This is a genomic window from Paraplanobispora siamensis, assembly GCF_016863175.1.
GTDB lineage: Bacteria > Actinomycetota > Actinomycetes > Streptosporangiales > Streptosporangiaceae > Planobispora > Planobispora siamensis.
Genome location: NZ_BOOJ01000023.1, coordinates 35,172 through 60,108, shown reverse-complemented (window position 1 = coordinate 60,108; position 24,937 = coordinate 35,172). Strand labels below are relative to the sequence as shown.

Below are 24,937 nucleotides of genomic sequence, written 5' to 3'. Positions count from 1 at the left end.
CCGGTGCCGCGCGCCCATAATGGATGATCGACCGGCTGCCTCATCGGGAGACGGGGGCATTCCCCATGCCGCACGCCGTACCACCGAACCCGGCCGACCCCCATGAGTTCGCGGAATACCGGATCACCGGCGGCGCCGGCGGCGCCCGGTCGCAGGAGGCCTACCTCGCCGAGGACCCCTCCGGGAAGCGGGTGGTGATCAGGCTGCTGCCGCCCGGCGCGGACCCCGGGCGCTTCCTGCGGACCGTGGACCCGCTGCGCGGGGTCTCGGCGTTCGGTGTGGCACAGGTGATGGGCGGCGGGATGTACGGCGACCGGCCGTACATGGTGAGCGAGCACGTCGAGGGACCGACGCTGGCCGAGGCGGTCGCGGCGGAGGGGACCCTGCGCGGCGCGGCCCTGGACCGGCTCGCCATCGGCACGATGGCCGCGCTGGCCGCCGTCCACCGGGCCGGCGCCGTGCACGGCGACATCCGGCCGGAGACGGTCGTCCTGGGACCCGGCGGCCCGGTCGTCGTGGACTTCGGGTTCGTCTCGGCGCTGGCGGCCGTGGAGGGCGTCCCGACCAGGCCCGTCGGGCTGCCCGCCTACCAGGCGCCCGAACAGCTGGACGGCGCCCCGCCCGCCGCGCAGGCCGACGTGTTCGCCTGGGCGGCGACGGTGGCGTTCGCCGCGGGCGGCACCACCCCGTTCGCGGGAGACACGGTGGCCGAGACGGTCAACCGGGTCCTGAACGACGAGCCGGACCTCGCCGCCGTCCCCGGGGAACTGGGCGCCGTGCTGGCGGAGTGCCTGGCCAAGGACCCGGCGGACCGGCCCACCGCAAGCACGGTGCTGCTCCGGCTGATCGGCGAGGACTCACTCCTGGAGGCCGCCACGGCCATCACCACCGGACGGGTGGCCGCGCCGCCGGCCACCCCACCGGCCACCCCACCGGCCGCCCCGCCCGCCGCGCCGTCCGGAGGCCGCGGCCGGCGCGCGCTGGTCCTGGGCGGGGCCTTCCTGGCGGTGGCCGTCGTCTCCGGCGCGGCGGTGTACCTGGTGGCGCCGCCGAGACCGGCGGAGATCCGGCGGGCCGCCGCGGCGGTCCCGTCCGCGCCCGGCGGCTCGCCGGCCCCCGGGCCCACCGCCGCCCGGCCCGTCGCGACGGCGCAGCCGACCGACGCGGTCTGGACGAAGGTCGAGAAACCGAACACGGAGGTCAAGCTCGCCGGCACCTCCGTCACCGTCCACGAGCACCCCTCCGACCCCGTCAAGATCAGCGCCTATCTGCTGGCCGGGCAGCCGTTCACGTCCTACCTGCGGGAGCGGTCCGGGAGCTTCCGCCAGATCGGCACGGCCGAGGAGGCCGTGCCGTCCCCGGACGGCAGGTGGGTGGCGCTGAACCCGTTCATCAAGTTCGTCGGCTCAGACCACGACCGGATACGGCTGAGCGACCCGTCCGGCGGGGGGCAGTTCGCGGTCGCCACGGTCAAGAAGCCCCTGCGGACGATGTTCCCGGTCTGGTCGCGCGACGGCTCCCGGCTGCTGCTGTCGATCCTCGACGCGGAGAAGAATCTGATCACCGGTTTCGTGCTCGTCGACCCGGTCGCCCGTACGGCCACCGCCGTGCAGGCCGAGTACTTCGACGATGCGGCCAGACCGTTCAGCTTCATGCCCGACGGCCGGATCGCCCGCGGGTTCTCGGACGGCAAGCGGATCGGGATCAACGTCTACGACACCTCCGGGCGGGTGGCCAGGTCCCTGCACTGGGTGGGCGGCCCGCAGGGCACCTCCTGGTTCTCCCCCTCCGGCGCGCTGTTCGCCACCTACTGCCCCAAGGGCGACGGGAGCCTCTGCGTCTGGAACACCGAGACGGGCGAGCGGCGGGCGACCGTCACCGTGCCCGCGAAGACGCAGCCGGCCGGCTGGTTCAACGAGCAGCACGTCATCGTGCGGGTCCCGCACAGGAAGGGCACCCGGTACCAGCTCGTCGCCCTCGACGGCGCCGTGGAGCGCGTGCTGGCCGAGACGCCCAGGGAGAACGAGGCCGTCCTCAGGTTCGACCCGGTCGCCCCGAGCTGATGCCCTCCGTCACGAATCCCTCCTCAGGGGATCCCGAGCTTCCGGCGGGCTACCGCGTGCTCGGCAGGCTCGGCGCGGGCGGGCAGGGCGTGGTCTACCTCGCGGAGCTCGCGGAGCCGGTGGGACCCGCGGGGTCCGCGGAGCCGGCCGGGGGCGGGCGCGTCGCGGTCAAGGTGCTCCACCGGCACGCGGCCGGCGACCTGGGCCCGTTCCTCGCCGAGGCCGAGCTGATCCGCCGGGTCCGGGCGTTCTGCACCGCCCAGGTGGTGGACTCGGGGGTCGCCGGCGGCCTGCCGTACCTCGTCACCGAGTACGTCGACGGGCCGAGCCTGGCCCAGGTGATCGAGGAGCGCGGCGCGCTGCGCGGGGCCGAGCTGGTCCGGCTGGTCTTCGGCACGCTCACCGCGCTGACCGCCGTCCATCAGGCCGGGGTGGTGCACCGGGACTTCAAACCGGCCAACGTGCTGCTCGGCCGGGACGGGCCGCGGGTGATCGACTTCGGGATCGCCCGGCTGCTGGACGCCGCCGCCGACGACGGCGAGCTGGTCGGCACGCCGCCGTACATGGCGCCGGAGCAGTTCGGCGGGGCGGAGGCCGGGCCGCCCGCGGACATGTTCGCCTGGGCCTGCACCGTCGTCTGCGCCGCCACCGGCAGGCCGCCGTTCGGGACCGGGCCGACCCCCGTGGTGATCAACCGGATCCTGAACGAGCCGCCGGACCTGGGCGGGGCGGAAGGGCTGGACGGCGAGCTGCGCGAGCTGGTGACCGCCTGCCTGGACAAGGACCCGGCCCGGCGGCCCACCGCGGCGGGCGCCCTGATGCGCCTGCTGGGCGGGCAGGTGCCCGCGCGGGAGATCCTCCCCGAGGGGAGCCGCCGGGCCGTGCCGGACGCCCCGCCCGAGGGGGGTCCCCGAACAGCGCCGGACGCCCCGCCTGAGAAGAGCGGCACCGCGCCGCCGTACGGGGAGGCGCCCGCCCGGGAACGGGCGCGGCGGCCCGGGCGGGCCGTGGCGGTGGCGGCCGCGCTGGCGGTCGCGCTGGCCGCGGGCGGCCTGGTGACCGCCCGCCTCCTGGCGGCCGACGACCCGCCGTCCTCCTCCCCGTCCACGTCTCCGCCCTCCTCGGCCGCCCTCGTCACCCCGCCGGCCATGGCGGCCGAGCCGGCCACACGGACCCCCGTCCCCGGCTCCGGGGTGACGCTGCACGAGGCCCCCTCCGACGGGATGTGGGTCTCGGCCTACCAGGACCGGCGTACGAAGGACGCGCCCTGGTTCCTGCGGGATCCCCGCTCGGGCGCCTTCCAGGCCGTCGTGGAGCCGCGGCAGGAGATGGAGGCGGCCCCGGGCGGGCGCGCGGTCGCCTCGCTCTCGGCCCTGCGCCTGTTCACGCTCGACTACGACCGCGTCCACATCGAGGACCGCGCCTCCGGCGACTCCTACGACATCCGCACCGTGGACCGGCCGCTGTTCACCGGCGGCCTCTCCTGGAACCGCGAGGGCACCCGCGTCCTGCTCACCGTCCACGCCGAGGCCAGGGACGACGCGCCGCGCGTCGGCTTCGTGGTGGTGGACCCGGCCGGGCGCACCGCGCGCGTCACCCGGATGCCCGCGACCGGCCACCCCTACATGTGGGGCCCCGAATCCGGCACCGTGATGCAGCGGGGTCCCGGCGGCGCGGCCCTGGTGCACGGGCTGGACGGCACGCTGCGGCGGACCATTCCCGGCGTGGGCGACCTGCTCTGGGGCGGGGCCGTGGCCACCGCCGGGGGCGGGCGGTTCCTGACCGCCTGCCCGGACGCGCCGAAGGACACGTGCGTCTGGGACTACCGCTCGGGCACGCGCGAGGCCCGGCTGCGGACCGGCGAGCGGACCACGGTGCACGGCTGGCTGGGCGCGGAGCACCTGCTGGCCACCCGGAAGGGGAGGAAGGTCTCCGAGGTCGTCATGCTCGACCTGTCGGGGAAGGCCGTCCGGGTGCTCGCCGACGGCCCCGCCGCCGAGATCGACAAGATCTCGATGTGGTACACGGCGAAGTAGGCGCTCACGGCGCCCACGATGGCGGCGCCGGGCGGTCAGCCCGCCGGGCGCCAGTCGATCAGTGTGAGCCCGTCGTCCACCGCGGTGAAGACCGCCTCGACGCGCTGCCCGGCCCGCGGGGGCTCCCCACCGCGCCAGTTGCCGTACATCACGCACTCGGGCGCGTCGGCCAGCCGTACCATCACCACGACGTACGGCTCCCGCACCCCCGGCAGGAACGGCTGGTGGCTGACGATCCAGCTCTCGATCCGCCCGGCGGGCTCCACCGGCTCCCAGCCCCACCCCGCGGTGCGGCAGCGGTGGCAGTAGGCGCGGGCCGGGAAGCGCCGCGTGCCGCAGGAGTCGCACCGCTGGACGACGAACTCGCCCGCGCGGACCCGTTCCCACCAGGCCGCCGAGTCGCGGTCGGTCACCGGGCGCACGGGGCCTCCCGCCTCCGCCGGCACGGGGTCACCCCTTCCTGAGGATCAGGGCGGAGGTGGCGGGCAGGATGTAGCCGGGCTGGGCGGTGGACAGGGCCACCTCCGCGCCGTCCACCTGCCGGTCCCCCGCCTCGCCCCGCAGTTGCGAGACGGCCTCGGCGACGTGGTTGATCCCGTGCACGTACCCCTCCGACAGGAACCCCCCGTGCGTGTTGACCGGGACGCCCGCGCCGGAGGCCGCGTACGGCCCGCCCTCCCCCTTGGCGCAGAAGCCGTAGTCCTCCAGCTGGACGATCACCGAGTAGGTGAAGCAGTCGTAGATCTCGGCCACGTCGATCTCGGCCGGCCCGAGGCCCGCCTGCCGGTACAGGCGCGGGGCCATCTCCGCCGCCGCGGTCACCGTGACGTCGCCGCCGCCCCCGGACAGGAAGGAGTCCCCGCCGCCCCAGGTCGCCGCGGAGATCAGCACCGGCGGGCGGCGCAGGTCCCGGGCCCGCTCGGCGGAGGTCACGACCAGCGCGCAGGCGCCGTCGGTCTCCAGGCAGCAGTCGAGCAGCCGGAACGGCTCGGCGATCCAGCGGCTGGCGAGATAGTCGTCGAGCGTGATCGGGGTGCGCATCAGCGCCCGGGGGTTCTTCACGGCGCTGGCCCGCTGCCGTACGGCGAGCTGCCCGAAGTGCTCCTCCTTAGTTCCATATTTCGTCATATGGGCGCGGGCGAACATCGCGTACTGCTGCGGCGGCGCGACGTAGCCGTACGGCGCCTGGTACTGCACCTCCGGACTGACCGGCAGCGCCCGCCCCGTCCCGCCCATCCGGAACTCCGACCGCGCGTTGATCGCCCGGTAGCAGACGACCGTCTCCGCCACCCCGGCCGCGACCGCGAGCGCGGCCTGCCCGATCACCGCGTGGGAGACGCTGCCGCCGCCGAACTGGTCGAGGTGCCAGGCGGGCTCGTCGACGCCGAGGGCGGGGCCGACCACCGACGGGGCGGCGGAGTCGCCGACCCGGTGGGTGGCCAGGCCGTCCACGTCGTCGGCCGTCAGACCGGCGTCCTCCAGGGCGGCCAGGATCGCCTCGCAGGCGAGGGTCAGCGTGCTGACCCCGGAGTCCTTGGAGAACCGGGTGTAGCCGACGCCCGCGACGGCCGTGCGGTCCCGGAATCCCGCCACGCGCACCCCCATAAATCAAGCAAGCGCTTGGCCAGAGGCTAGATCGGGCGGATCTCGCGTGTCAACGAAGCACTTTTTCCGGCCCTCCCCTACCATCCAAGCAAGCGCTTGGTAATATGAAGAGGACGGCACGCTGCAAGACTGGCCGTCACCATCCCCTCGGGGGCCGACCGGGCGCGAATGAGGAGGCGGAACGTGACCATGAGCACCCACGCGGCGCGACTGCTGCACGGCCACCCGCGTGCCCACCAGAACGGGCACGGGCCCACCGTCAACGGAGCCGCCATGCGCAACGGCCTCTCCCCAGGCCTGTCCGACGGATCCGGCGACCGCGGCTCCGCCGTGGACGGAAACCGGTTCCGATCCGTGCTCGGGCACTTCGCCACCGGCGTCGTGGCCATCACCGCGATCGACCCCGCGACGGGCGAGCCCTGCGGCCTGGCCGCCAACTCCTTCACCTCGGTCTCGCTCGACCCGCCCCTCGTGGCGTTCTGCGTGGCCCACACCAGCACGTCGTGGCCGCGCGTGCGCGCCGCCGCGACGCTCACGGTGAACGTCCTGGCCGAGCACCAGCAGCCGGTCTGCACGGCGCTCGCCAGCAGGGGCGGCGACAAGTTCGCCGGTCTCGACTGGACCGCCTCCCCCGGCGGCAACCCGGTGATCGGCGGCACCCTGGCCTGGATCGACTGCTCCGTCGAGGCGGAGTACCCGGCCGGCGACCACGTCATCGTCGTGGCCCGCGTCCACCAGCTCGACATCCACGGCGACCGGGGCCCGCTGGTGTTCTTCCGCGGCGGCTACGGCCGCTTCCTCACATGACCGGTCCCCGGATGACCGAGGACTTCCGCCGGGAGATCCGCTCCTGGCTGGAGGAGCACCTGAGCGGGGAGTTCGCCCACGCCCGCGGGCTGGGCGGGCCCGGCCGCGAGCACGAGGGCCACGAGGTGCGCCTGGCCTGGGAGCGGCGGCTCGGCGAGGCCGGATGGACCTGCCTGGGCTGGCCCAAGGAGCACGGCGGGCGCGACGCCGCCCTCGCCGAGCAGGTCGCCTTCCACGAGGAGTACGCCCGGGCGGCGGCCCCGGCCCGGGTCGGGCACATCGGTGAGGGCCTCATCGGGCCCACGATCATCGACTACGGCACCGAGGAGCAGAAACGGCGCTTCCTGCCGCCGATCCGGCTCGGCCGGGAGCTGTGGTGCCAGGGCTACTCCGAGCCGGAGGCCGGATCCGACCTGGCGAACGTGCAGACCCGGGCGCGCCTGGAGGGCGGAGAGTGGGTGATCACCGGCCAGAAGGTGTGGACCTCGCTGGCCCACGTCGCCGACTGGTGCTTCGTCCTGGCCCGCACCGAGCCCGGCTCGCAGCGGCACCGGGGGCTGTCCTACCTGCTGGTCCCGATGGACCAGCCGGGCGTCGAGGTCCGGCCCATCGTCCAGCTGACCGGCACGAGCGAGTTCAACGAGGTCTTCTTCGACGGGGCACGTACGGCCGCCGCCGACATCCTGGGCGCGCCCGGCGACGGCTGGCGGATCGCGATGGCCACCCTCGGCTACGAGCGCGGCGCCTCCACGCTGGGCCAGCAGATCGGCTTCCAGCGGGAGCTCGCCGGGGTCGTGGAGACCGCCCGGCGCACCGGCGCGGCCGAGGACCCGGTCCTGCGCGACCGGCTGGTCCAATCGTGGCTGGAGCTGCGGATCATGCGCCTGAACGCGCTGCGCACGATGACCTCCCTGTCGGCCGGGGAGCCGGGCCCCGAGGTCTCGATCGCCAAGCTCTACTGGTCGGAGTGGCACCGGCGGCTGGGCGAGCTGGCGCAGGCCGCACAGGGCAGGGCGGGGCTGGTCGCCGACGGCCCGCCGTACGAGCTGAACGACCTGCAGCGGCTGTATCTGTTCAGCCGGGCCGACACCATCTACGCCGGGTCCAGCGAGATCCAGCGCAACATCATCGCCGAACGCACCCTCGGCCTCCCCAGGAACTGAGGGCGCGCTCCTGCGGATCTCTCCCTGGGACTTCCCCGCGGAGGCGGGTATCGTGATCCGCAGTCACCGGCGGCACGACGACCGGAGAGCCATGGACCGCGAGAAGATCACCCTCAGCGGCACTCAGGAGACCATGCTCGCCACGCTGTACGGCAGAGCGCTCGACAGCCGCTCACCGAGGTCGATCCTGCACGACCGCGAGGCCGTCAGGGCGGTGCGCCGCATCGACTACGACTTCCGTAAGACGGGGATGACCGGCACCACCGCCGCCGGTGTCGCGCTGCGCGCCAGGCAGCTCGACGAGTGGACCGCCGAGTTCCTCGCCGCCCACCCCGGGGCCACGGTGCTGCACCTGGCCTGCGGCCTCGACACCCGCGTGCACCGGCTCGGCCCGCCCCCGTCGGCCCGGTGGTTCGACGTCGACTACCCCGAGGTCGTCGAACTGCGCGAGCGGCTGCTCCCGCGCCCCGAGGGCGACTACCGGACGATCGGCGCCTCGGTGACCGACGACGGGTGGCTCGACGGAATACCCGCCGACCGCCCGGCCGTGGCCATCTTCGAGGGCCTGACGATGTACCTGCGCAAGGAGGACGGCAGACGGCTGATCCAGCGGATCACCGGGCGCTTCCCCGGCGGTCAGCTGCTCTTCGACGTCTACGGGACGATGGGCATCCGGATGCAGAAGCTGGTGCCCGCGGTGCGCAGGTCCGGCTCGACGCTGCACTGGGGCGTCGACGACCCGCACGAGATCGAGGGCTGGCACGACGGGCTGGAGTGCCTCGACGCCCTGCGCAGCGTCGACATGCCCGGCCTGGACCTGCTCCCCCTGGCCGGCCGGATCCAGATGCGGGTGCTGAGGCACATCCCCGGCCTGCGGGACGTGGGCCGCATCCTGCGCTATCGGTTCTGAGCCGCGGAACCGGCGGGCGGCTCAGCGGGCCGGGGCCCGGGGGCGGTTCCACCACAGGGACAGGGACAGGGCCGCGGTGATGAGGACGGCGCCGCCGGCGGCGAAGGCGGCGGCCGCGTCGACCCGCTGGTGGATGACGGTGAAGCTGCCGGGCAGGGCGTTCAGAGCGCTCTGGAGCTGGTCGGCGTTCTCGGCGCGGTGGTAGGAGCCGCCGGTGGTCTGGGCTATCTGCTTGAGCGCGGGCTCGTCGATCATGCGGATGTTGCGGCCTCTGTCGAATCTGCCGCGGCCGCCCCAGCCGCCGAAACCGCGCCCGTCGAACTGGGAGTTCTCGCACACCATCGGGGACGGGTTCGTGGTGCCGAAACCGATGGTGAAGACGCGGACGCGGCGCAGGGCCGCCTCCCGGGCGGCGATCCGGGGGTCGACGCCCTGGGTGTTGGCGCCGTCGGTGAGCACGATGATCGCGGCACTGGCGTCGCCCTCGCCGTCGCCGGGGGTCGCCCCGCTGGGGGCGACCGACGGGTCGACCTCCGCGATCGCGTCGATCGAGGTGAGCATGGCCTGCCCGATCGCGGTGCCGCGGGCCACGGTCAGGCCGTCCAGCGCCTCGATCAGCGAGTCGGTGTCGTCGGTGGGCGGGACGAGCAGGCCCGCGGTGCCCGCGAAGGTGACCAGGCCGATGCGCGGCCCGCCCCGCTGCGACTCGATGAACTCGGCGGCGGCCTTCTTGGCGGCGGTGATGCGGTTGGGATCGACGTCCGTGGAGCACATGGAGCCGGAGGTGTCGAGCGCGAGCAGGATCGTCGCCGACGTCCGCGGCACCGGCATCGACGCCTGCGGTCGCGCGGCCCCGACCGTGAGCAGCGCGAGCCCGGCGACGAACAGCGCCGCGGGGATCTTCCTCCTCCAGCGCGTACGGCCGGGCAGGGCGCTGCGGACGAGCGCGATCGAGGTGACGCGCACGGCGGCCTTGCGGCGGCGGCGCCGCGCCCACTCGCGGATGACGAAGATCAGCGGAATGATCAGGACGGACGACAGCGCCCACGGCCATGAGAACGTCATTCAGATCACCCGTCCGGATCGGAGCACGGTGAGCGCCGCCCCTGCGGTGAGCAGCGCGAGGGCGAGGCCGATCAGCCCGCCGGCGAGGGGCAGCGGCTCGTCGGAGACGGTGAGCCGCAGATCGATCGTGTCGGCGATCCCGTCGAGCCGCGCGACGTCGGAGGCGGGATGGTAGGCGCCGCCGGTGGTCTGCGCGATCAAGGTGAGGGTCTCCTCCTCCAGCGAGGTCTGCAGGCGGTAACCCTCGACCGTGACCGTCGCCCCGGCCGTGGTGCCGACCCCGACGGTGTGGATGTGGACGCCCGCCCGCTGGGCCACGGCGGCGGCCTGTTCGACGTCCGCGCCCTGGTTCTGGCCGTCGGAGAACATCACGATCGTCGCCGACGGCCAGTAGCCGATGTCGGGCGCGGTGCCGTCGCGGCCGACGGCCACCGGCTTGCCCGTGATCGCCGACAGCGAGCCCGTGATGGCCGTGGCCAGCGAGGTGCCACCGGTGATCTTCAGCCGGTCGATGGCCGCGAGCGCCTTGGAGTGGTCGGCGTCGGGCCGCGCGGTGGTGAGCGCCCCCCGCTCGAACGCGACGACCCCGATGTCCACGCTGTCGGGCTGCGCCGTCACGAACGCGCGGGCCGCCCGCTGCGCGGCCGCCAGCCGGGTGGGCGCGACGTCGTCGGCCCCCATGCTGTTGGAGACGTCGACGGCGAGGATGACGGTGCCCGCGGTCCGCGGGACCGGCACCATCGCCGCCGGTCCGGCGGTGGCGACCGCGAGCACCCCGACGCCGGCGACCGTCAGGCCGGTTCCGAGGTACGTCCTGCGGCCGCCCGGCACGGCGACACCGGCCGCGGCCAGCGCGGCCGTCCGGCGGCGCGCCGAGACGACGACCGCCCAGGCGAGCGCCGCCGTGACGAGCAGCCCGACGACCAGCAGCAACGGAGAGGACAGGGTCATGGGGCCTCCCCCGCCGACCTCGCCGACCTCGCGGCCGAGGCGCCGCATCCGCTGACGATCCCGGTCATGGGGCCCTCCCCCGCCGACCTCGCCGACCTCGCCGACCTCGCGGCCGAGGCGCCGCATCCGCTGACGATCCGGGTCATGAAGCTCCCCCCTCCGGCCCCACCGGCGACCGCGAAGAACCCGGTCACGGCGACCGGTCCCGGGTCCGGGTGACGACCTCGACCAGGGCCTCGGCCAGGTCGCGGTCGGTGTCGATGCGGTGGACGGGCACCCCGGCCCGGCGCATGCCCGTCGTGAGCCGGGCGTCGCGGGCGTCGACGGCCTCGCGGAAGCGGACCCGCAGCAGCGGGTCGGCGGAGTCGACGACGAGCTGCTCGCCGGTCTCGGCGTCCTCGACCACGATCAGCCCGGCCTCGGGCAGAACGTCGTCGGCGATGTCCACGATCCGCAGGGCGACCACCTCGTGCCGCCGGACCAGGCGCTGCAGCGCGCGTTCCCAGTCGCCCTCGCCGATGAAGTCCGACAGCACGACGACGAGCGCGCGGCGGCGCGCGAGCCGACCGGCCGCGTCGAGCATCTCCGCCAGGTCGGTGGTGGCGCCGCCGCGCGCCCCGGCGGTGCGTCCTGTGGCGCGTTCCGCGGTGCGTTCCAGCTCGGCGCCGATCCGCAGCGCGTGCCGCCGGCCGGTGCCGGGCGGCACGACGCGCAGCATCCCGGTGTCGAACAGCAGGGCGCCGACGCGGTTGCCGCCCCGGCCGAACAGCCGGGCGAGGACGAGCGCGAGCTCGGCGAGCACGTCGTGCTTGCCGCGTCCGGGCCGGCCGGCCGCCATCGACGCCGACCGGTCGAGCACGAGCCACACCGTCAGCTCGCGGTCCTCGGTGAACACGCGCAGATGCGGCTCGTCCAACCGTGCGGTCACGTTCCAGTCGATGTGGCGGGCGTCGTCGCCCTCGCTGTACGGGCGCACCCCGGTGAAGTCGATCCCGGAGCCGCGGTGCGCGGTGCGGTGGTCGCCCTGGAGCCGGCCGTCGAGCCTGCGGACGACCTTCCACTCCAGGCGGAGCAGGAGTCTCTCTGGGGCGGTGGCCATGGCTCAGCGGTTCTGCAGGACGACGTCGGGCGCGCGTACGGCCCCGAGCACCCTGTTGATGATCGTGTCGGCGTCGACGTCGTCCGCGAGGGCCTCGTAGGACAGCACGAGGCGGTGGCGCAGCACGTCGAGCGCGAGCTCGGACAGGTCGTGCGGCAGGACGTAGTCGCGGCCGCGCAGGAACGCCAGCGCCCGGGCGCCGGTGACGAGCGCGATGGACGCCCGCGGGCTCGCCCCGTAGGTGACGTACCGTTCCAGCTCGCCGAGCCCGGCCGTCGCGGGGGAACGCGTCACGGCGACCAGCCGTACCGCGTAGTCGACGATCGCCGGATCGACGTACACCTGCTGGGCGCGGGCCCGCATCGCGATCAGCTCCTCGGTGGTCACCATCGGCTGCGGCGGCTCCGGCGGGCGCAGCGCCCGCTCGACGATCGCCTGCTCCTCGGGCTGCGTCGGATAGTCGACGACCACCTTCATCATGAAACGGTCGACCTGCGCCTCGGGCAGCGGATAGGTGCCCTCCGACTCGATCGGGTTCTCCGTCGCCATGACCAGGAACGGCTCGGGCACCCGGAACGTCTCACGGCCGATCGTCACCTGGTGCTCCTGCATCACCTCCAGCAGGGCGCTCTGCACCTTGGCGGGGGCGCGGTTGATCTCGTCGGCCAGCAGCAGGTTGGCGAACACCGGGCCGAGCTCGGTCCGGAACTCCCCGGAGTGCTGGTGGTAGACCCGGGTGCCCACGAGGTCGGCGGGCACCAGGTCGGGGGTGAACTGCACGCGCTGGAAACTCCCGGCGATCGCGGCGGCCAGCGACCTCACCGCGAGCGTCTTGGCCAGGCCCGGCACGCCCTCCACCAGCAGGTGACCGTCGGCGATCAGCGCGACGGCCATGCGCTCCAGCAGGACGTCCTGCCCGACGATGGTGCGTTTGACCTCGAACAGCACGTGTTCGAGCGGATGGGCCGGCTCGGGATACTTGGTCGAGGTCATATGGTGTTCCTTCTCCTGACGCTTCGGACGGTTCCGGTCGGCTTCGGTCAGATCAGGGGCCCGTCGCCCGGCGGACCGTCGCCTTCGCCGCCGCCCAGAGCGACGCCGATCGGCACCGCGAACGCGATGCCGGCGAACGCCTCGTCGCCTCCCGGGTCGGCGATCGAGACGACGATCCCGATGACCAGGCCGCGGGCGTCCAGGAGGGGGCCGCCGGAGCTGCCCGGGTTGACGGAGGCGTCGAACTGGATGAGCCCGCTCAGCTCGCCGTCCTCCGAGGCCCGGCCGGCGGTCCGGTCGAGACCCGACACGACGCCGGTGGAGACGCTGTAGGTCAGGCCCAGCGGATTGCCGATCGCCACGACGGGCGCGCCCACGGCCACCGCGCCGCCGAGCGTCGCCGGAACGACGATCTCCGGCAGTCGCGCGGGCCTGAGGGTCGCGACGTCGCGCCTGGGGTTCGACGACGCGACGACGGCCTTCGACCTGGTGCCGTCGGCGAACGTCAGGGTGACGTCCTCGGCGCCTTTGACGACGTGGTGCGCCGTCAGGATCGTCCCGTCCTCGGCCGCGATCACCCCGGTTCCGAGCGACTTCCCGGCCCGGATGACCACCACCGACGGCCCGACCCTCTTGTAGACGTCGGCCACCGTGAGCGTCGCACTGGGCGTCGGCGTCGCGCTCGGCGCGGACCCGGCCACTTCGCCGCTCCCGCCGCGGCCTCCCAGCCAGTACGCCAGCACCGCCACGAGGACGAGCGCGACACCCCCGGCGGCGAACCGCCGAGCTCTCCCGGCCACGGCCCCCTGAGCTACCTGAGCCCCCTGAGCCTCAGCCGTACCGGCCTCCTGCGGCACGCGCTCCATCGCCCCATAGTCATAAATCTCAGTCGAAAGTGCTACAAACTTCACCTGGGAACTTCATGAGAAACGCTCCGCCCGGCCATCCGGACTTCCGGGCGGCCTTCCTGCTGACCGCCGCGGCGGGCGCGGGTCTCGCGCTCGCCGCCGACGACCGGTCCCGGCGGGAGCCGGTCACCGGCCGGTCGTGAGAAGGTCGCCGTCGAGGAAGACCGGCACGGGGTCGGCGATCTCCCCCACGAAGCGGCCGTCCTCCATGTCGCGGAACCCGAGCAGGGCCGGCCCGCCGTCCGGTTCGACGATCAGCCGCCCGGCGTACAGGCTGCCGGCCCGCAGCGGCCGCGCCCCGGCGATGTCGAAGGGGCCGGTCGGACCGGCGGCGGGAGCCGTCCAGACGCCGGGGGGCGGGTCGGCGCGGGCCAGGGGGTGCTCCGGCGCCATCTCCCGGGGCCGGCAGGAGAAGACCAGGACGGTGCGCCCGCAGACGCGGCGGACCTGGGGCACTTCGAGATGGCCGAAGCCCGCGGGCGCGCTGAGCGGTGGGCCCGCCTCCCAGTGCCGCAGGTCGGGGCTGCGGGCGTGGCCGATCACCCCGCGGCCGTCGGCGGGTCCCAGCTTCGCGCGGGCGGTGACGAGCATGTGCCAGCCGTCCCCGCCGGGGTCGCGGAAGACGTGCGGGTCACGCCAGGCCTCGTCCGTCCAGGAACCGGGGTCGAGCCGCTCGTACCAGCGCGGGTCGGCCTCCAGGACCGGCATCGCGCGGTCGCGGTGCCAGGTGACCAGGTCGTCGGAGACGGCGCTGCCGATGCGCTGGACCAGGCCGTGATCGGCCCGGCCGACGCCCGTGTAGAACATGCGCCAGCCCTCGCCGTCGCGCACCACGGACCCGGTCCAGGTGGCCAGGTCGTCCCAGGCGTCCGGCTCGGCGGGCACGAGGGCGTCCGGAAGGAGCGTCCATGAGCGCCAGTCGGCGGAGACGGCGTGCCCGATGCTCGCCCGCCGGTGACGCAGCTCGGGGTCCAGCAGCGCCCGGGAGGCCCGCAGGAAGAACAGGTGCTTGCGCTCTCCCTCCTCCGCCGTCCAGCTGTCCCACACCCAGTGGTCGGGCAGTCGCAGTGCCATCTCAGCCCTTCACCCCCGATGCGGCGATGCTGCGCACGAAGGCGCGCTGGAAGGACAGGAACACCACCAGCACCGGGATCGTGATCAGCGTCGAGTAGGCCATGGTCTCCCCCCAGGCCGGGGTGAGCTGGTTGAAGTACTGCACGCCGATCATGACGGGCCGCTTGCTCTCCTCCTGAACCACCATCAGCGGCCACAGGTAGGAGTTCCACACCGGCAGGAAGGTCAGGATGGCGACCGTGGCGAACACCGGGCCGGACAGGGGGACGACGACCTTGCGGTAGATGCGGAACCAGCCGCAGCCGTCCACCCGGGCGGCCTCGTCCAGGGACCTGGGGATCGAGCCGAAGTACTGGGCGAACAGGAAGATGGAGAAGGCGTTGGCGACGAACGGCAGGATCTGCACCTGGTAGGAGTTGAGCCAGCCCTGCTCGATCACCGGGCGCAGTCCCTCGAACTCCAGCCACGGCAGCTTGGCCACCCAGTAGACCATCGGCAGCGCCACGGTCTCGAAGGGGATGATCAGCGTGGCGATGACCAGCGCGAGGATCAGCTTGCGCCCGCGCCACTCCATCCGCGACAGCGCGAAGCCGGCCAGGCTGTTGACGAACAGGCCGAGCAGGACGGTGACGACGGTGACGAAGACGGAGTTGAGCAGGAAGCGGATCGCGGGCACCCGGTCGAACACCCCCGCGTAGTTGTCCAGGCTGAGCTCCCCCACCGGCAGGAAGGCCGCCCCGCTTCCGAGGTCCTGGAAGATCTGGTCGTCCGGTTTGAGGCTGGAGACCAGCATGAAGACGACGGGGAACAGGAAGAAGAGCGAGAGCAGGACGAGCAGCAGGTACAGCGGGACGCGCCCGGACGCCCGCGGGCCCGCCTCCCGCGTGCGGGACGCGGTCACCGCGGCGCCCGGCGCCTGGTCGATCGTGGCCATGTCAGGTGTTCTCCCTGGTCAGACGCCGCTGGATGAGCGACACGATGAGGACGAGGACGAAGAAGATGAGGGACAGGGCGGCGCCGTAGCCGACCTCCTGCTCCCGGAAGCCCTTCCTGACGGCGTGGAAGATGATCGTGGTGGTGGAGTCGAGCGGACCGCCCCGGGTCATGACGTCGATCTGCACGAACAGGCCGAAGGCGGCGATGGTGATGGTGACCAGGACGAAGACCAGCGTGGGCCGCAGTCCCGGCCAGGTGACGTTGCGGAAGCGCTGCCAGGCCCCCGCGCCGTCCACGGTGGCGGCCTCGTACAGCTCCGCGGGGATCGTCTGCAGCCCGGCCAGCCAGATCACCATGTGGAACCCGACGCCCTGCCAGACCGAGAGGATGATGATCGCGGGCATGGCGGTGGAGGGCTGCTGCAGCCAGGCCGTACCCTCCACCAGGCCGCCGGTCATACGGCTGAGCATGGAGTTGATCAGGCCGTCCTCCTGGTACATGAACGTCCACAGGATGGAGACGACGACCATGGAGGTGACCACGGGCAGGAAGAAGACGGTGCGGAAGATGTTGACCCCGCGGATGCGCTGGTTGACCAGCAGTGCGAGGGCCAGGCCGAGGCCCGCCTGCACCGGCACCACGACCGCGGCGAAGTAGAAGGTGTTCAGCAGCGAGCGCAGGAAGACCGGGTCGCTGGTGAAGGCGCGGACGTAGTTCTCCAGTCCGGTGAACTCCGGCGCGTTCGGGGAGATGAGCCTCGCGTTGGTGAAGCTCAGGCCCAGCGCGAGCAGCGCGGGGACGCCGAGGAAGAGCATCAGCAGGAACAGCGCGGGGGTGACGAAGGCCCAGGCGGAGCGCCGTTCGATCGCGCGGGCGTGCGTCCTGCTCCGTCCGGGGGACGTCCCGGGTCGTGCGGTCATGCGGACCTCCCGTGCCCGGTCGCCGTGGCCGGCGTCCGGGTTCTCAGGGCGGGAAAGCGGCCTACAGGCCGTAGTTGTCGTTCGACTCGAGGTTGAAGTCGATCTGGTCGACGGCGGAGTCCAGGGACGTCTGGACGTCCGCGCCGTTCATGACGTCCTGCATCGTCTTCTCGAAGACGCTGGAGATCACCGAGTAGGCGGGCGTCGGGGGCCTGATCACCGCGTACTCGCGGGAGAAGCCGACCAGCTCGTGCAGCCGGCCGTCCGGGCCGTACTCCTCGGTCAGCGCCGCGGCGGCGTCGGTGGCGGGGATGAGCCCGGTCTCCTCGCTGAAGGCGGCGACGTACTCCGGCTTGAGGGAGAAGGCGATGTACCGGCGGGCCCCGTCCAGGCTCGGGCAGTTCGCCGACAGGCCCCACTGCCAGGAGGCGCCGCCGATCTTCGGCCCCTCGCCGAAGTCGGGCGGGGGCAGCAGCAACAGGTCCTCGCCGTACTTCTCGATCGCGTCCGGCGCCGACCAGTTGCCGTTCCAGGCGATGGCCACGTTGCCCAGCAGGAAGTCCTGCCGGTCGGGGGTGGGCGACTTGCTCGCCAGGCCGCGGGTGAACAGGCTCTGGAACCACTGCGCGAAGGCGACGGCCCGCGGTCCGTTCAGCGCGCCCTGGGCGGTGCGGTACGTGCCGCGGTCGATCAGGTCCCCGCCGAAGCTCTGCAGCATCGGCGAGTAGGCGTACGGCCACCATTCACCGGTGTCGTAGTTGCCCAGGTCGATGGCGTGCTCGAAGCCGGCGTTCTTGAGGGTCACCAGGGCGGCGTCGAACTCGTCCTTCGTCCACGGCCGGTCCATGGTGGGCACCCGGACGCCGTTGGACTCCAGCACCGAGCGCCGCGCGAACATCGCCAGCGCCGCGTCCCAGTAGCCGATCGAGTAGATCCGGCCGTTCCACCTGCCGACCGTCGAGGGCAGGAACTGGTCTGTCAGGGACTCGGGCAGGTCGAGCGGGGCGATCACCCGGGCCCAGGCCCAGTTGGGCATCACCGGCCCGTCCATGTCCAGCAGGCACGGCAGGTCGCCCGCGGTGGCGGCGGCGACGATGGCGTCGTTGTAGGCCGCCTGGGGGAAGAACTCGGGCTTGACCGTGTACCTGTCCTGCGAGGCGTTGAAATCGGCGATGATCCTGTTGATCACCTCGATCTCGGCGGGGTTGCCCGCCGAGTGACTCCACATGGAGACCTCGACGCGCTCCGCGCCCGCCCGTCCACCGGCCGAGCACCCGGTCGTCGTCGCCGCCAGCACGGCGAGGGCGACGCCTAGACTTGTCAGCCAAGGGGTCCGCGTCATCGCGACTCCTCTCGGCACGGCCCGCGGCCGCGCCGTACCAGCGGCCCGGCCAGCCGGGTCGCGACCGAGGGCCGCCGCCGCGGATCCGGCCAAGGTCAAGCCGGCGGCGGCCCCACCGAACTGCGCCGCACGAGATCGCACGGCATGAGCACGGGCGTGTGCTCCCGCTGCTCGGGCACCTTCCCTTCGATCAGGTCGACGAGGGTGCGCGCTCCCCACGCCCCCATCCGGGAGTACGGCAACGCCACCGTGGTCAGCGGCGGGTCCAGGTAGGCGGCGATGAACTCCTGGTCGTCGTAGCCGACGACGGAGACGTCCTCGGGGACGCGCAGCCCCCGCCGCCGGATCGCCCGGTAGGCGCCGATGGCCATCCGGTCGTTGAAGCAGAACAGCGCCGTCACACCCGGCCGGTCCAGCAGCCGGGCGGTGGCCTCCTCACCCGTCTCGGGCGTCGCCCTGGCGTGGCCGACCAGCCCGGGATCGAACGCGATGCCCGCCTCCGCCAGAGCCTCCCGGTATCCCCGCAGCCGCAGCCCGGCCGCCACCGGACCGGCCTCGTCGTTGAGGAAGGCGATGCGGCGGTGGCCGTGCGCCGCGAGCTCGGCGACGGCGTTCCGCGCGCCCCCGTGGTCGTCGGGCACGACGGAGGGGAAGCGGGCGGAGTCCGGCCGCGCGTCCAGGAAGACCGCCGGGGGCGTGATCTCCTCCGGGACAGGCACCTCGCGGTGGTACATGCACGCGTAGAGCAGGCCGTCGACGTGGCGGCCGTACAGCGCGCGGATCGCCGCCCGCTCGGCCTGCGGATCGTCGCCGGTGTTGACCAGGAAGAGCAGGTATCCCCTGGCGGTCACGGCCTGCTGGGCGGCCTCCACCATGCGCACGGCGAACGGGGTGGTCATGATCGTGTCGCCGACCAGCGCGATCGTCTCCGAGCGGCGGCGGCGCAGCCCGCGGGCCATGAAGTTGGGCGTGTAGCCGAGCTCGGCGGCGGCCGCGCGGATCCGCGCGGCCGTCCCGGGCGCCACGCGCAGGTCCGGCACCTCGTTCAGCACCCCGGACACCAGCGCGGGAGACACGCCGGCATGCCGTGCGACCTGACGGATCGTCACCCTGGCCATGGCCCGCTCCCGGAGGTGCTGAATGCTTTCAGCACATCGCACGCCTCCCGGCCCGCACCGTCAATGCCCGGCACGCCACGGGTATGCCACTGTCACCCCGGCGACGGGGTCGGCGGCACGACCGCCGGGCTCCGGGAACTGTCGGTACGGCGTGGCAGGATCCGGCGGGTGACCCCTCTTCAGAGTGCCGCCCGCGGCTGCCTTCGGAGCACCGCCCATGGCTGAGCGCAAACACGGCGTGCCCGCGCCCCCGACCGAATCCACGATCAGCGGCGCCGACTGGGACAGCGAGGACCTGGCCGACCGCTCCTACGAGCGGGTCGCCTTCATCGACGTGGACATGACCGAGGCGACCAGCCGCGGCGCGGTCTTCACCGAGTGCACCTTCCGCAACGTCCGGTTCAACGCCTCCACGCACACCGAGAGCGCGTTCCTGAACTGCACCTTCACCCGGTGCGCGTTCTTCGACGCCACCTTCACCGACTGCAAGCTCGTCGGCAGCATGTTCGACGCCTGCACCTTCGACCTGCTGAAGGTCTCCGGCGGCGACTGGTCGTTCGTCGGCCTGCCCGGGGCCGGCCTGCAGGGCGTCTCCTTCCGCGACGTGCGGATGCGCGAGGCCGACCTGACCGGGGCGCGGTTCGAGCGGGCCACCCTCCGGGGGGTCGACCTGTCCGGGGCGTGGCTGCACGGCGCCGATTTGACCCGCTGCGACCTGCGGGGCAGCGACCTGTCGGCGGTCGACCCGCTCAACGTCACGCTGAAGGACGCGACGGTCGACCTGGCGCAGGCGGTCACGATCGCCACCGCGCTCGGTCTCGACGTCCGCTCGGACTGAGCCGCACGCCCTGGAGGGGGCGGCGCGGCGGGTGTCCGCGCGCGCCGCGCCGGATCCCCGCCGTCCCGCCTACCGGCCCCCGTCAGCGGCCGGTAGGCGGACGGTCAGCGCCCTCCTCCAGTCTTCAGATCACCGGGCCCGCCTCCGCGGACCGGGGCCTGACGACAGGGGGACCTCATGAAGAGCAAGAGCGCGTCCGTTCTCATCTCCGGCGCCGGCATCGCCGGGCCCGCGCTGGCCTTCTGGCTGCACCGCCGCGGCTTCACCGTGACGGTGGTGGAGCGGGCCGCGGCGCTGCGGGAGGGCGGCCAGGCGGTCGACTTCCGCGGCGCGGCGCACATGGGCATGCTGCGGCGCATGGGGGTGCTGGAGGACATCCGCCGGTTGCGCACCACCCCGGGCCCGCTGACCGTCGTCGACGGGGAGGGCAGGCCACTGGCGAGCCTGCCGCCGGAGTTCACCGGGGGCGAGGTGGAGATCCTCCGCGGCGACCTCAGCCGCCTGCTGTACGACAGGACCAGGGATGACGCCGAGTACGTCTTCGGCGACTCCATCGCCTCCATGAGCGAGACCCCCGGCGGGGTGGACGTCGTCTTCGAAAGTGGCGCCCGCCGTACCTTCGACCTGGTGGTGGGCGCCGACGGCCTGCACTCCACCGTGCGCAGGCTGGCCTTCGGGCCCGAGGAGCGGTTCGTGCACCCCTCCGGCTACCACGTCGCGATCTTCACCACCCCCGACGACCTCGGTCTCGGCCCGGGCTCGCTGATGTACACCGAGCCCGGCAGATCCCTGGCGGCGGGCGGCGAGGGCGGCCGCACCGGCGTCATGTGCGTCTTCTCCGCCGAACGCCCGCCGGGCGGCGACCACCGCGACACCGAGCGGCAGCGCCGCTTCCTGGCCGACGCCTACGAGGGCATGGGCTGGGAGGCCGGGCGGCTGATGAAGGGCATGTGGGAGGCCGGGGACCTCTACTTCGACGCGATCGGCTTGGTCCGCATGGAGCGCTTCACCCAGGGGCGGGTGGCGCTGCTCGGGGACGCCGGGTACGGCGCCACCTGCGGCGGCATGGGTGCGGGGATGGCCATGATCTCCGCCTACGTGCTGGCCGGCGAGCTGGCGGCGGCCGGGGGCGACCACCGCGCCGGCCTGGCCCGCTACGAGCGGGAGATACGCGGCTACGCCAAAGCCTGCCAGAAGGTCGCGGGCAACGTCGGCCCGTTCTTCGCCCCGCCCACCGAGAGGAAGATCCGCAACCGCAACCGGACCTACCGGATCCTGTCCTCCCCGATCCTGTCCGCCCCGTTCAACAAACTGACCACCAGGGCGGCGAACTCGATCAAGCTGAAGGAGTACTGAGGACCCGGCGGGGGTGACGCCGATCGGCCTGTCGCAAAAAGTCATTGATACGTTCCAAAATCACGACCTTTCACATCTGGCGGAGTTCTGTTCCCCGGTCTAGCGTGCGCAGCATGACCACCGAAGGGCGCTCGGCCCACATCCTCGACGTCCTGACCACCGAGTTCGGTGACGCCATCGCGCTCGACCCACCCGCCTTCCGGCGCAAGTTCCGGAAGATGGCCGCCTCGCCCTTCGCCTTCTACCGGGGCAGCGCCAGCCTGTTCTACGCGGACATGACCGGCTCGTTCGCCGACCAGGCGTTCCTGGACGACAGGACGAGCCGGGTGTGGATCCACGGCGACCTGCACGCCGAGAACTTCGGCACCTACATGAACGCCTCGGGCGTGCTGGTCTTCAACGTCAACGACTTCGACGAGGCCTACGTGGGCCCGTACGTGTGGGACCTCAAGCGGTTCGCCGCCAGCGTCGCGCTGATCGGCTACGCCAAGGCCCTGTCGGACGAGGCGATCAGCGAGCTGGTCGCCCGGTTCTCCCACGCCTACCTCACCGAGCTGCACGGCATCTCGCACGGCGGCGACGACGCCGTCGGCGCGCTGACCCTGGAGACCACCAGCGGCGTGCTGCACCGGGTGCTCCAGCAGGCCCGGCTGAACACCCGGGTGGCCCTGCTCGACCTGGAGACCACGATCGAGAACTACGACCGCCGCTTCGTCGTCATGGACGGGCGCTATCCGGTCGACGAGGAGACGCGCAAGGCGGTCGAGGCCGCCTTCGTGGACTATCTGACCACGCTCCCCTCGGTCTCCGAGGTCGAGCACAAGATCAAGGACTTCGCCCTGCGCAAGGGCGTCGGCATCGGCTCGGCCGGGCTGCCCTCCTACAACATGCTCCTGGAGGGCCACACCCAGGCGCTGGAGAACGACGTCATCCTCTACATGAAGCAGGCCCAGGTCCCGGCCGTGGCCCGGCACATCACCGACGAGAAGGTGCGCGGCTACTTCAAGCACCAGGGGCACCGCACCGCCGAGTCCCAGCGGGCCCTGCAGGCCTACGCCGACCCGTGGCTCGGCTACACCACGCTGCACGGCGTCGGCCAGCTCGTCGCCGAGGTCTCGCCGTACTCCGCCGACCTCGACTGGGGCGACGTCAACGAGCCCGAGGAGCTGGCCTCGGTGGTGGGCGACCTGGGCACGGCGGTGGCGCGCATGCACTCGGTGGCCGACGACGAATCCAGCCACGACCTGGTCGACTTCTCCACCGAGGACGCCATCGTGTCGGTGATCGACGGCGACGAGAAGGGCTTCACCGCCATGCTGGTCGACTTCGCCCACGCCTACGGCGCCCAGGCCAGGACCGACCACCAGCTCTTCGTCGACCTGTTCCGCAACGGCCGCCTGCCCGGCCTGTGAGCCCAGGTTGTCTGCTCGGGCTGTCCGCTCGGGTTGCGAGCCCGGACTCTGAGCCCGGCCCCCGCGGCCGGTGAGGACCGGCCGGGCGGGCTCAGAGCTGGGGCTGGCGGGCCCGCGCGTAGTGGCAGGCGGCCCGGAGCTCCGTCGAGGACGGCAGGATCTCCAGCGGCTGCGACCGGCACAGCCCGTCGACCCCGGCCTCGGCCGCCTTCCCCGAGGCCAGGACGTGACAGCGGGGGTGGAAGCGGCAGCCGCCGGGGATGCGGGTCGGGTCGGGCGGCTCGCCGCCCAGCACGATGGGCGCGGGCGAGTCCGGGAGCACCGAGAGCAGCGCCTGGGTGTAGGGGTGGGAGGGCGCGCTCAGCACCTGCTCGACGGGGCCCGACTCGACGATCCGGCCGAGGTACATCACCGCGACCCGGTCGGCGATGTTCCACGCCAGGCCGAGGTCGTGGGTGACCACCAGCGCGGACAGGCCCAGCTCCGCGCGCAGGCGCAGCAGCAGGGAGAGGATCTCACCGCGGACGGAGGCGTCCAGGGAGGCCACCGGCTCGTCGGCGACCAGGACCCGGGGGTCCAGAGCGAGCGCCCCGGCGATGACCACGCGCTGACGCTGCCCGCCGGACAACTCGTGCGGGTACACCGGGAAGAACCGCTCCGGCGGCCGGAGCCCGGCCCGCGACAGCGCCGAGGCGACCCGCTCCCGCTCGTCGCGCAGGCCGTGGATGCGCGGCCCCTCGGCCACCGCCTCGTAGACCGTGTGCCGGGGGTTGAGCGAGCCGGTCGGGTCCTGCGGCACCAGCTGGACCTCGCGGCGGTAGGCCTTGAGCGCGCGGGTGGAGTAGGCCAGGGGCGCCCCGCCGTACAGGACCGTGCCCGAGGCGGGCCGCTCCAGACCGAGCAGGGTGCGCGCCAGGGTCGTCTTGCCGCAGCCGGACTCGCCCACCAGCGCGACGATCTCGCCCTCGCCGACGGTGAGGTTGACCCCGTCCACGGCCCGGGCCCGCCGCCCGCGCGAGGCGAACTGCACGTGCAGGTCTCTGGCTTCGAGCAGGGTCATGCGCTCTCCTTCGCCGGCCGTGCGTCCGGGGCGCCCGGATCGTCCGGGATATCTGCGGCGTCCGGAGCGCCCGAGGCGTTCGCAGCGCTCGGAGCGTTCGGGACCTCCTGCCCACCGGCCGCCTCCGGCCCTGCTTCCTCCGCCTCCGGCATCCCCGCCTCCGGCATCCCCGCCTCCGGCATCCCCGGCTCCGGTGTCCCCGGCCCGGTCCTCTCCGGTTCCGATCTCTCCGGCTCCGGCAGGACGTGGACGCACGCCGCGGTGTGCCGGGCCTGCGTGCTCCCGGCGGCGTGACCCGCGGGATCCCCGGCGACACCGTCCGCCGGCCACAGCTCGACCTGCCGCCACGCGCAGGACGGCAGGGCCGCCGGGCAGCGCGGATGGAAGGAGCAGCCGCCGGGCAGCCGCATCGGGTCGGGCGGGTCGCCGCCCAGGCCCCGGGGCGCCATCCGGGAGGAGGGGTCGCCGACCGTGGGGAACGCCTCGGCCAGCGCCCTGCCGTACGGGTGCCGGGCGCCGGTGAAGACCTCGCGCGCCGGCCCCGCCTCGACCACCCGCCCGGCGTACATCACCGCCAGCCGGTCGCACGTGGCGGCCAGGACCGACAGGTCGTGCGAGATCATGATCAGGCCGATGCCCCGGTCGGCGATGAGCGAGCGAACCAGCGTAAGCACCTGCGCCTGGATCATCACGTCCAGGGCCGTCGTCGGCTCGTCGGCGATGATCAGGCGGGGCGAGCAGGCCAGCGCCATGGCGATCATCACCCGCTGGCGCTGCCCGCCCGACAACTCGTGCGGATAGCTCCTGGCCCGCCAGGCGGGCAGGCCGACCTGCTCCAGCAGCCCGGCCACCCGCGTGCGCGCCTCGGCCTGCGTGGCCATGCCGTGCACCAGCAGCGGCTCGGCGATCTGCTCCCCGACCCGGCGCACCGGGTTCAGCGCGTGCTGGGCCCCCTGGAAGACCACCGAGGCCGAGGCCCACCGCACCGCGCGCAGCCGCCCCCAGTTCATCCGGAGCACGTCCTCGCCGTCCAGCAGGATCTCCCCGGTGACCCGGGCGCTCTTGGGCAGCAGCCGCAGCAGCGCCATGGCCAGGGTCGACTTTCCCGACCCCGACTCCCCCGCCAGCCCCAGGGCCTCGCCCTCGGCCACCTCCAGCGAGACCCCGCGCACGGCGGGCACGTCACCGGCGGCACTCCGGTAGGTGACCGCCACGTCCCGCAGCTCCAGCAGCCTCCCCGGCGGGGCCTGCGTCCCGAGCTGTGTCTCCGGTCGTGTCCCC

Annotated in this window: 22 protein-coding genes and 1 pseudogene; 9 read left to right on the top strand and 14 right to left on the bottom strand. The window is 73.3% G+C overall.

What is annotated here, in order from left to right; translation table 11 throughout:
* Positions 1-65: 65 nt before the first annotated feature.
* Both Psi01_RS12360 and Psi01_RS12355 read left to right on the top strand, forming a co-directional pair.
* The gene (locus tag Psi01_RS12360) at positions 66-2,063 is read left to right on the top strand and encodes a serine/threonine-protein kinase (RefSeq protein ID WP_204064116.1); all 1,998 of its coding nucleotides are present in this window, start codon (positions 66-68) and stop codon (positions 2,061-2,063) included.
* A complete protein-coding gene (locus Psi01_RS12355; protein WP_204064115.1) occupies positions 2,063-4,099 on the top strand; it encodes a serine/threonine-protein kinase in 2,037 nt (678 codons plus the stop codon). The genes Psi01_RS12360 and Psi01_RS12355 overlap by 1 nt, the downstream gene beginning before the upstream one ends.
* 35 nt (positions 4,100-4,134) lie before the next feature.
* On the opposite strand, the gene Psi01_RS12350 is transcribed toward Psi01_RS12355, so the two are convergent.
* Entirely contained in the window at positions 4,135-4,521 is a 387-nt protein-coding gene (locus Psi01_RS12350) for a Zn-ribbon domain-containing OB-fold protein (RefSeq protein WP_204064114.1), read from the bottom strand.
* 28 nt (positions 4,522-4,549) lie between these two features.
* Entirely contained in the window at positions 4,550-5,704 is a 1,155-nt protein-coding gene (locus Psi01_RS12345; protein ID WP_204064113.1) for a thiolase C-terminal domain-containing protein, read from the bottom strand.
* 189 nt (positions 5,705-5,893) lie between these two features.
* Here Psi01_RS12345 and Psi01_RS12340 point away from each other — a divergent pair, with 189 nt between their 5' ends.
* The 3 genes from Psi01_RS12340 to Psi01_RS12330 are packed head-to-tail and all read left to right on the top strand — an operon-like array spanning position 5,894 to position 8,584.
* Positions 5,894-6,511 carry a flavin reductase family protein gene (locus tag Psi01_RS12340; RefSeq protein WP_204064254.1) on the top strand — a complete coding sequence of 206 codons (618 nt, stop codon included), beginning with the start codon at positions 5,894-5,896 and terminating at the stop codon, positions 6,509-6,511.
* Entirely contained in the window at positions 6,508-7,674 is a 1,167-nt protein-coding gene (locus Psi01_RS12335) for an acyl-CoA dehydrogenase family protein (protein ID WP_239127558.1), read from the top strand. The genes Psi01_RS12340 and Psi01_RS12335 overlap by 4 nt, the downstream gene beginning before the upstream one ends.
* Before the next feature lie 52 nt (positions 7,675-7,726).
* Positions 7,727-8,584, top strand: a complete 858-nt coding sequence (locus tag Psi01_RS12330; RefSeq protein ID WP_239127557.1) for a class I SAM-dependent methyltransferase — start codon at positions 7,727-7,729, stop codon at positions 8,582-8,584.
* A 21-nt stretch (positions 8,585-8,605) separates the two neighbouring features.
* Here the strand turns inward: Psi01_RS12330 and Psi01_RS12325 are convergent, their stop codons facing one another.
* The 5 genes from Psi01_RS12325 to Psi01_RS12305 all read right to left on the bottom strand — a co-directional run bounded on the left by Psi01_RS12325 (position 8,606) and on the right by Psi01_RS12305 (position 13,558).
* On the bottom strand, positions 8,606-9,649 hold the full coding sequence (locus Psi01_RS12325) for a VWA domain-containing protein (protein ID WP_204064112.1): 1,044 nt from the start codon (positions 9,647-9,649) through the stop codon (positions 8,606-8,608).
* Positions 9,650-10,726, bottom strand: a complete 1,077-nt coding sequence (locus Psi01_RS12320; RefSeq protein WP_239127555.1) for a VWA domain-containing protein — start codon at positions 10,724-10,726, stop codon at positions 9,650-9,652.
* A 64-nt stretch (positions 10,727-10,790) separates the two neighbouring features.
* Positions 10,791-11,699, bottom strand: coding sequence for a DUF58 domain-containing protein (locus Psi01_RS12315; protein ID WP_204064111.1), 909 nt, complete (start codon positions 11,697-11,699; stop codon positions 10,791-10,793).
* Positions 11,700-11,702: 3 nt separating this feature from the next.
* A complete protein-coding gene (locus Psi01_RS12310) occupies positions 11,703-12,692 on the bottom strand; it encodes an AAA family ATPase (protein WP_239127554.1) in 990 nt (329 codons plus the stop codon).
* Between the two features lie 47 nt (positions 12,693-12,739).
* A complete protein-coding gene (locus tag Psi01_RS12305; RefSeq protein ID WP_204064110.1) occupies positions 12,740-13,558 on the bottom strand; it encodes a S1C family serine protease in 819 nt (272 codons plus the stop codon).
* Positions 13,559-13,614: 56 nt separating this feature from the next.
* Between Psi01_RS12305 and Psi01_RS44090 the strand changes: the two genes are divergently transcribed.
* The gene (locus tag Psi01_RS44090) at positions 13,615-13,743 is read left to right on the top strand and encodes a hypothetical protein (protein ID WP_275424520.1); all 129 of its coding nucleotides are present in this window, start codon (positions 13,615-13,617) and stop codon (positions 13,741-13,743) included.
* Here Psi01_RS44090 and Psi01_RS12300 read toward each other — a convergent pair.
* From Psi01_RS12300 to Psi01_RS12280, 5 genes are all read right to left on the bottom strand, one after another.
* Entirely contained in the window at positions 13,727-14,674 is a 948-nt protein-coding gene (locus Psi01_RS12300) for a glycoside hydrolase family protein (protein WP_204064109.1), read from the bottom strand. The genes Psi01_RS44090 and Psi01_RS12300 overlap by 17 nt on opposite strands.
* A gap of 1 nt (position 14,675) precedes the next feature.
* Positions 14,676-15,608: a carbohydrate ABC transporter permease gene (locus Psi01_RS12295; RefSeq protein WP_204064108.1), complete on the bottom strand. Its 933-nt coding sequence runs from the start codon at positions 15,606-15,608 to the stop codon at positions 14,676-14,678.
* 1 nt (position 15,609) lies between these two features.
* Entirely contained in the window at positions 15,610-16,530 is a 921-nt protein-coding gene (locus Psi01_RS12290) for a carbohydrate ABC transporter permease (protein WP_204064107.1), read from the bottom strand.
* Positions 16,531-16,591: 61 nt separating this feature from the next.
* On the bottom strand, positions 16,592-17,872 hold the full coding sequence (locus Psi01_RS12285; RefSeq protein WP_204064106.1) for a sugar ABC transporter substrate-binding protein: 1,281 nt from the start codon (positions 17,870-17,872) through the stop codon (positions 16,592-16,594).
* Positions 17,873-17,967: 95 nt separating this feature from the next.
* The gene (locus tag Psi01_RS12280) at positions 17,968-18,990 is read right to left on the bottom strand and encodes a LacI family DNA-binding transcriptional regulator (protein WP_204064105.1); all 1,023 of its coding nucleotides are present in this window, start codon (positions 18,988-18,990) and stop codon (positions 17,968-17,970) included.
* A 217-nt stretch (positions 18,991-19,207) separates the two neighbouring features.
* Between Psi01_RS12280 and Psi01_RS12275 the strand changes: the two genes are divergently transcribed.
* The 3 genes from Psi01_RS12275 to Psi01_RS12265 all read left to right on the top strand — a co-directional run bounded on the left by Psi01_RS12275 (position 19,208) and on the right by Psi01_RS12265 (position 22,596).
* Positions 19,208-19,828, top strand: a complete 621-nt coding sequence (locus tag Psi01_RS12275; RefSeq protein WP_204064104.1) for a pentapeptide repeat-containing protein — start codon at positions 19,208-19,210, stop codon at positions 19,826-19,828.
* 177 nt (positions 19,829-20,005) lie between these two features.
* On the top strand, positions 20,006-21,184 hold the full coding sequence (locus tag Psi01_RS12270; RefSeq protein ID WP_204064103.1) for an FAD-dependent monooxygenase: 1,179 nt from the start codon (positions 20,006-20,008) through the stop codon (positions 21,182-21,184).
* Positions 21,185-21,297: 113 nt separating this feature from the next.
* The gene (locus tag Psi01_RS12265) at positions 21,298-22,596 is read left to right on the top strand and encodes a DUF2252 domain-containing protein (protein ID WP_204064102.1); all 1,299 of its coding nucleotides are present in this window, start codon (positions 21,298-21,300) and stop codon (positions 22,594-22,596) included.
* Between the two features lie 91 nt (positions 22,597-22,687).
* Here the strand turns inward: Psi01_RS12265 and Psi01_RS12260 are convergent, their stop codons facing one another.
* Positions 22,688-23,656 carry an ABC transporter ATP-binding protein gene (locus tag Psi01_RS12260; protein ID WP_204064101.1) on the bottom strand — a complete coding sequence of 323 codons (969 nt, stop codon included), beginning with the start codon at positions 23,654-23,656 and terminating at the stop codon, positions 22,688-22,690.
* Positions 23,657-23,892: 236 nt separating this feature from the next.
* Positions 23,893-24,888: pseudogene (locus Psi01_RS12255) on the bottom strand (ABC transporter ATP-binding protein); the annotation flags it as partial.
* Positions 24,889-24,937 lie beyond the last annotated feature (49 nt).

Excerpts from the sequence above, each read along its gene's own strand:
- Psi01_RS12360 (WP_204064116.1), top strand. The coding sequence starts at position 66 with ATGCCGCACGCCGTACCACCGAACCCGGCCGACCCCCATGAGTTCGCG.
- Psi01_RS12355 (WP_204064115.1), top strand. The coding sequence starts at position 2,063 with ATGCCCTCCGTCACGAATCCCTCCTCAGGGGATCCCGAGCTTCCGGCG.
- Psi01_RS12345 (WP_204064113.1), bottom strand. The coding sequence starts at position 5,704 with ATGGGGGTGCGCGTGGCGGGATTCCGGGACCGCACGGCCGTCGCGGGC.
- Psi01_RS12340 (WP_204064254.1), top strand. The coding sequence starts at position 5,894 with ATGAGCACCCACGCGGCGCGACTGCTGCACGGCCACCCGCGTGCCCAC.
- Psi01_RS12335 (WP_239127558.1), top strand. The coding sequence starts at position 6,508 with ATGACCGGTCCCCGGATGACCGAGGACTTCCGCCGGGAGATCCGCTCC.
- Psi01_RS12325 (WP_204064112.1), bottom strand. The coding sequence starts at position 9,649 with ATGACGTTCTCATGGCCGTGGGCGCTGTCGTCCGTCCTGATCATTCCG.
- Psi01_RS12320 (WP_239127555.1), bottom strand. The coding sequence starts at position 10,726 with ATGCGGCGCCTCGGCCGCGAGGTCGGCGAGGTCGGCGAGGTCGGCGGG.
- Psi01_RS12315 (WP_204064111.1), bottom strand. The coding sequence starts at position 11,699 with ATGGCCACCGCCCCAGAGAGACTCCTGCTCCGCCTGGAGTGGAAGGTC.
- Psi01_RS12310 (WP_239127554.1), bottom strand. The coding sequence starts at position 12,692 with ATGACCTCGACCAAGTATCCCGAGCCGGCCCATCCGCTCGAACACGTG.
- Psi01_RS12305 (WP_204064110.1), bottom strand. The coding sequence starts at position 13,558 with ATGGAGCGCGTGCCGCAGGAGGCCGGTACGGCTGAGGCTCAGGGGGCT.
- Psi01_RS44090 (WP_275424520.1), top strand. The coding sequence starts at position 13,615 with ATGAGAAACGCTCCGCCCGGCCATCCGGACTTCCGGGCGGCCTTCCTG.
- Psi01_RS12300 (WP_204064109.1), bottom strand. The coding sequence starts at position 14,674 with ATGGCACTGCGACTGCCCGACCACTGGGTGTGGGACAGCTGGACGGCG.
- Psi01_RS12295 (WP_204064108.1), bottom strand. The coding sequence starts at position 15,608 with ATGGCCACGATCGACCAGGCGCCGGGCGCCGCGGTGACCGCGTCCCGC.
- Psi01_RS12290 (WP_204064107.1), bottom strand. The coding sequence starts at position 16,530 with ATGACCGCACGACCCGGGACGTCCCCCGGACGGAGCAGGACGCACGCC.
- Psi01_RS12285 (WP_204064106.1), bottom strand. The coding sequence starts at position 17,872 with ATGACGCGGACCCCTTGGCTGACAAGTCTAGGCGTCGCCCTCGCCGTG.
- Psi01_RS12280 (WP_204064105.1), bottom strand. The coding sequence starts at position 18,990 with ATGGCCAGGGTGACGATCCGTCAGGTCGCACGGCATGCCGGCGTGTCT.
- Psi01_RS12275 (WP_204064104.1), top strand. The coding sequence starts at position 19,208 with ATGGCTGAGCGCAAACACGGCGTGCCCGCGCCCCCGACCGAATCCACG.
- Psi01_RS12270 (WP_204064103.1), top strand. The coding sequence starts at position 20,006 with ATGAAGAGCAAGAGCGCGTCCGTTCTCATCTCCGGCGCCGGCATCGCC.
- Psi01_RS12265 (WP_204064102.1), top strand. The coding sequence starts at position 21,298 with ATGACCACCGAAGGGCGCTCGGCCCACATCCTCGACGTCCTGACCACC.
- Psi01_RS12260 (WP_204064101.1), bottom strand. The coding sequence starts at position 23,656 with ATGACCCTGCTCGAAGCCAGAGACCTGCACGTGCAGTTCGCCTCGCGC.